Origin of the sequence: Nonomuraea sp. NPDC005983 (genome assembly GCF_040614375.1) — a bacterium.
Taxonomy (GTDB): Bacteria; Actinomycetota; Actinomycetes; order Streptosporangiales; family Streptosporangiaceae; genus Nonomuraea.
The window spans coordinates 1-1279 of sequence record NZ_JBEXUP010000299.1 but is presented as its reverse complement, the minus strand read 5'-3'; the positions used below and the strand labels follow the sequence as shown (position 1 = coordinate 1279).

Sequence of the window (1279 nt, the reverse complement as noted above, 5' to 3'; positions counted from 1 at the left end):
AACGACCTGTGTGAGTGAAGCTGCTGCCGACAAACCTGAAAGGTCAGGGCACGCTCGCGCCCTAGCGGGCACTCCCACGTGGGCCCTTCACCCCCTGCGTAAACGCCGGAGCACTGGCCCACATTCTGGTAGACCACCACGGTGTCGCCGGCCTCGACACCCAGCTCGCGCAGCATCCCGGCGACCCGGGCGACGTGGTCGAGCAGCTCGTCGTAGGTGTAACGGCGGACGACGCCGGTGACGGGGCTGTCGTAGACCAGCGCCACCTGCTCGCCCCGCCCGGCCGCGACGTGCCGGTCGACCGCGTTGAAGCAGGTGTTCAGCCGCCCGTCGGGGAACCACCGATCGCCGTCGAACACGACGGACGGCGGCACGTCCCAGTCGACGCCGAGAGCCGCCTCCCCCAGAACGCCTCAGGGTCGGACAGGCTCTGCCGGTAGACCCCGTCATAACCGCGCACTTATCGATCAGATCAGGCTCGTCGCCTCCGGCGCAACCCCTCAGGGCGTCAGCCGACGTGCACGCGCGGGCGGCGGCGCGGGTCCGGCTCGGCCAGGCGTAGCACCTCGCGGGTGAGGGGAGGCACGTCGCCGCCGCCGAACAGCAGGTAGCGCAGCAGCGCCCCGATCGGGTTCCCCTCCACCCAGTGGAAGTAGACGTGCGGCGGGCGCCCCGTCATGTCGCGCAGGTGCAGCAGGATCGCCGCGAGCGCGTTCGGCACCGCCGCGCTGTGCACGGTCAGCACCCCGTACCCGAACCGCTCCTCGCCGCGGACCAGCACGTCGGACGCGAACTCCGAGGTGTCGCCCAGCGTGACCTCCAGGAACAGCATCGGCTCGTCGTCGGGCAGGTGGTGGTAGTCGCGGGTCTCGCGGTCCTTCTCGGCGTACTCGGCCTCGTCGCGGGCGTCGGGCTCGTTGGCGATGATCCGCAGCTCCCCCGCAGGCAGCGCCTCGACCAGCCGTTTGGCCTCGGGGTCGAGCTCGACACTGGTCACCCGCAGCTCGGTCGAGCGGGTGGCGCGGGAGATCAGCGAGGTGACGATGATCGCGACGACGAAGAACAGCGCGATCGACAGGCCGTCGGGCCGCTCGACGACGTTCGCCACGAAGGTGTAGGAGAGGACCAGCGCGACCAGCCCGAACCCGGCCGCGGCGGGGGGGGCGGGCGCCGGCGCCCCGGCCCCGGCGCGCGCGCCCCCCGCCCCCCCCCACGACGGCCCACAGCCCCGAAGGGAGGCGCGGGCCCCCCCAACCAAACCAGCGCCAGCACCGACACA

At 72.2% G+C, this 1279-nt stretch carries 2 protein-coding genes; both read right to left on the bottom strand.

Going from position 1 to position 1279, the window contains the following annotated elements; all coding sequences use genetic code 11:
* A partial coding sequence (locus ABZ297_RS46830) for an AMP-binding protein (RefSeq protein WP_355361105.1) occupies positions 1-374 on the bottom strand: 374 nt, incomplete at its 3' end.
* Between the two features lie 134 nt (positions 375-508).
* Entirely contained in the window at positions 509-1108 is a 600-nt protein-coding gene (locus ABZ297_RS46825) for a hypothetical protein (RefSeq protein ID WP_355361102.1), read from the bottom strand.
* Positions 1109-1279: the final 171 nt, after the last annotated feature.